Below are 4,056 nucleotides of genomic sequence, written 5' to 3' on the forward strand. Positions count from 1 at the left end.
CCGTGTGAAACGGTGGGCGCCCCTTCCGGAGTGCGTGATCAGGCGCTGATCAGGTGCTGAACCAGGCGCTGATCAGGTCCTGGTCCGGTGCGGATCAGACCTGGCCGGCCTTGGCGAGGGCCTCGCAGCAGGTGTCGACGATGAGGCGGGTCACCACGTACGGGTCGACGTTGGCGTTCGGGCGGCGGTCCTCGATGTAGCCCTTCTGGTCCTGCTCGACCTGCCACGGGATGCGGACCGAGGCGCCGCGGTCGGAGACGCCGTAGGAGTACTCGTCCCACGGGGCGGTCTCGTGGAGGCCGGTGAGGCGCTCGTCGATGCCGGCGCCGTAGTTCTTGACGTGGTCCAGCGGCTTCGAGCCCTCGCCGAGGGACTCGCAGGCGGTGATGATGGCGTCGTAGCCCTCGCGCATCGCCTTGGTGGAGAAGTTGGTGTGCGCGCCGGCGCCGTTCCAGTCGCCCTTGACCGGCTTGGGGTCGAGGGTGGCGGAGACGTTGAAGTCCTCGGCGGTGCGGTACAGCAGCCAGCGGGCGATCCACAGCTGGTCGGAGACCTCGAGGGGGGCGAGCGGGCCGACCTGGAACTCCCACTGGCCGGGCATGACCTCGGCGTTGATGCCGGAGATGCCGAGACCGGCCTTGAGGCAGTTCTCGAGGTGCGCCTCGACGATCGGGCGGCCGTGGATCTCGTCCACGCCGACGCCGCAGTAGTAGCCGCCCTGCGGGGCCGGGAAGCCGTTGACCGGGAAGCCGAGCGGGCGGGTGCCGTCGAAGAAGGTGTACTCCTGCTCGATGCCGAAGATCGACTCCTGGGAGGCGTACTTCGAGGCGACCTCGGCCAGCGCGGCGCGGGTGTTGGACTCGTGCGGCGTCATGTCCGTGTTGAGGACCTCGCACAGCACCAGGATGTCGTTGCCGCCGCGGATCGGGTCCGGGCAGACGAAGACCGGCTTGAGGACGCGGTCCGACGCGTGGCCCTTGGCCTGGTTCGTGCTGGAACCGTCGAAGCCCCAGATCGGCAGCTCGTCGAGCGCGAGGCCCTCGCCGGCGATGATCTTCGTCTTGGAACGAAGCTTCGCGGTCGGCGCGGTGCCGTCGATCCAGATGTACTCAGCCTTGAAGGTCACGGGTCTCATCCTTTGGCGTGCTGCTGCGGGGTTCCGTCGCGGCTCGCGGCACTGCGAGAAGCTGCGGTTTCTGCGCTGACTGCGCTGTTTGTGTTCGACCGCAGCTTCGCAACACGGGATTTCCCGTCCGTTGCCCGTTTGTGAACCCCGTGTTACTCAGCTTTCCTGATTTTCGCGCAGCCGCTGTGCGACGACGTGCGCGTCGAGCAGCCCACCGAGCCCCGCGGCCCGGATCCGCCGCACGACCTCCGCGTACGAGGTGCCCAGGGCCTCCGCCGTCCGCCCGAGGTGCCAGTCGGCGCCGGCGAGCCGCCGCAGCAGGTACCCCTTGCGGATCTGGCCCTCGGACAACCGGAAGCTCTTCAGGTAGGCCGTCCGCCCCTTGTGGTCGGTGATCAGCTCGCCGATGTGCTGCTCCTGCCCGCCCCGCAGGAACGGCGGCAGGAACCGGTACAGGTCGAAGGACCCCATCCGGTACACCCGCTCGAAGGCGTACGGCGTCTCCAGGAGGTCGCGCGCCATCAGCCCGTCGTGCGCCACCGCCCAGGCCCGCTCCTGCTCCCGCGCCGCCGCCCGCAGGTCCGCGAGGGTACGGATGCCGCCGGCCCCGTCCCGGATCCGCGCCGTGAACTCGGGCACCGGGGCGCCGTAGTACGCGTACTGGTGCACCAGCTCCCCGTACAGGTCCTCCACCAGCGTCGGATGCAGCAGGCGGTAGTCCTCGGGGTGCGGCACCACGAAGGACGCGGCCAGCGAGTCGGCCACGTACAGCAGCAGCCCGCACTGGCCCGGGTGCAGCTCGAAGATCCGCAGCGCCTCCGCGAGCCCCGGCACCGACCACCCCGCGTACGCCGCCTCCGCGCGCGGCGACAGACCGCGCCGCACGGCCTCCCGCGACCAGTCGTCCCAGACCACCGAAGGCCCGCCGAAGTGCAGCGCGAGATACCCCTCCAACGCGAGGTGCAGCGGCAGGAACCGCAGCCGCCGCTCACCCTGGCGCCGCTTGGCCAACCGGTGGACGCGGCGCACGGGCACCCCCGGCGGCGCCCCCTCGCCGCCGAGCCGGGTCCCGTACGCGGCCTGCTCGGCCCCCGCCCCGGTGCCCGTCCAGTCGGCGACGAAGCCGTGCGGGACGTAGGAGGTGTACGAGGTCCGGTCGCCGAGGTCGACGGTGGCCGCACCCCACCCCTCGTACACCTCCCGGCGCAGCCGCAGCCCCGCCACCGGCTCGGCCCGCACCAGCGGCACCAGCCGCACCCCGCCCCACACCTGCGCCGGGCGCACGTCGAGGCCGGTCAGGTCGATCCGGGTCATGCCCCGGCCTCCTTAAGGAAGAGCTCCACCCGGCGGTCGAGATAGGCCCGCAGCTCCGTGAAGCCCGTCCGCCCCTCGGCGAACTGCGCGATCTCCACCAGCGCCGCCAGGTCCTCCGCGTCCCGGATCCCGGCCGTCGGCACGCTCGGCGCCAGCCGGCGCACGTCGAAGCCGTCCGCGTCGTATACGGGGTTGAGGTGGACGACACTCGTCCGTCGCCCCGGATCGAGCCGCGCGCGCCACACCCGCAGGACCTCGCCCGCGAGCCCCGGCGGCGCGTTGTCCCAGCCGTCCGAGACGATCACCACCCGCTCGGGGTCCGTCTCCAGCGCGTCCAGGATCCGCGCCCCCAGCGGCGTCGCCCCGTACGGCCGGACCAGCAGCGGATCGTCCCCGCCCGACGTCCACAGCGCGGTGTACGCCCCCGGCGCCGCGAGGGCCTCCAGGAGGAAGTGGCCGCCCAGCGCCACCGCCAGCGGCCGACGCCGCTTCACCGCCGAACCCGACGAGGAGAAACTGTCGTCGAGCACCGCCGTCACCCGCCCCCAGCTCCCGGCGTACGGCCCCGCCGCGCGCCGGGCGGACGCGCGCAGCGCCCGCGTGAGCTCGGCCCGGCGCTCGACCCGCTCGCCGAACGGCAGCCCGAGGACGTACAGCGCCAGCCGCGTCAGCGGCATCACGGCCAGGTCGGCCCCGCCACCCGCCGCCCGGTCCGTCCTCAGCCGTTCGAGGCGGGTCATCCGGGGCGCGATCCGCTCCAGGAACAGCGCACGGGGCACCCCGTGCCTCGCGGCGAACCCCTCGGCGACCGTGAACGGCAGCTCGTACACCGCGGACTGCTCGTAGTGCGCCCGGCGGTACGCGTCGAGCGTGGCGTTCCCGTACCGCACACGGCGGCCGGGCGCGAAGAGGAAGTCGCCGGTCTCGGGGTCGGCCGGACGGCCGTGGACGTGCCGCACGGCCGCCTTCACCCCGCTGCGGTACTTCACCGCGTCCAGCGCCGGATCGGGGCGGGCCGCCAGCCACGCGCGCACGATCGCGCGCGTGCGCCGGTTGTTCACCCCGGCGGCCCGCAGCGCCCGGAACAACCGGTAGACCCGCTGCGGCGGCAGCAGCGCCAGCCGCGCCGCGATCAGCCGGCCCTCGGCCCGCTTCTCCTCGACCCCACCGGCCTCCCCGGCGGTGCGCAGCAGCCCCTCGATGATCAGCGCGGCGTTGTGGTGGTTGACGTCGAGCGCGAGGGCCGCCGCGTACACGGGCCGGTAGTTGATCCGCACGTACTCGTGGAGGAAGGAGAGCGAGAACCGCTGCTCGGCGGCGGAGGAGCGGAACTCCCGCTGCCCGGTGGCCGTCACTGCGGCGTTCACGAAGAGGAGCACGTCCTCGGCGGCCACGAGCTCGGACACGCTGTTCCCCCTTCTCGCATGGAAGCCGGCCGGGGAATGAGGGCGCGAACAGCGAAGACGTTGCTTCAGAGGCAGGTTCCGGAAGTCGCGCCGGAGTCCCGCGGCCGGCGGACGAACGCTAACACCGTCGCGGGGGAGGCCTGCCAGCGGTTTTCCGGGCCGCCGCCGCTCCCCCTCCTCCCGCCGGCGGCCTCCGGCGGGAGGAGGGGG

General features: G+C 72.9%; 3 protein-coding genes. All 3 read right to left on the reverse strand.

Translation table 11 applies throughout. The annotated features are described in order from the left end of the window. Positions 1-94: 94 nt before the first annotated feature. The gene (glnII, locus tag ACFCY7_RS40050) at positions 95-1,126 is read right to left on the reverse strand and encodes a glutamine synthetase (RefSeq protein WP_376491011.1); all 1,032 of its coding nucleotides are present in this window, start codon (positions 1,124-1,126) and stop codon (positions 95-97) included. Between the two features lie 156 nt (positions 1,127-1,282). Beyond that, on the reverse strand, positions 1,283-2,440 hold the full coding sequence (locus ACFCY7_RS40055) for a hypothetical protein (protein ID WP_376491012.1): 1,158 nt from the start codon (positions 2,438-2,440) through the stop codon (positions 1,283-1,285). Further along, the gene (locus ACFCY7_RS40060) at positions 2,437-3,846 is read right to left on the reverse strand and encodes a hypothetical protein (protein ID WP_376491013.1); all 1,410 of its coding nucleotides are present in this window, start codon (positions 3,844-3,846) and stop codon (positions 2,437-2,439) included. Before ACFCY7_RS40060 ends, ACFCY7_RS40055 begins: the two co-directional genes overlap by 4 nt. Between the last annotated feature and the right edge of the window lie 210 nt (positions 3,847-4,056).

This window comes from Streptomyces sp. NPDC056361 (genome assembly GCF_042262805.1).
Classification (GTDB): domain Bacteria; phylum Actinomycetota; class Actinomycetes; order Streptomycetales; family Streptomycetaceae; genus Streptomyces.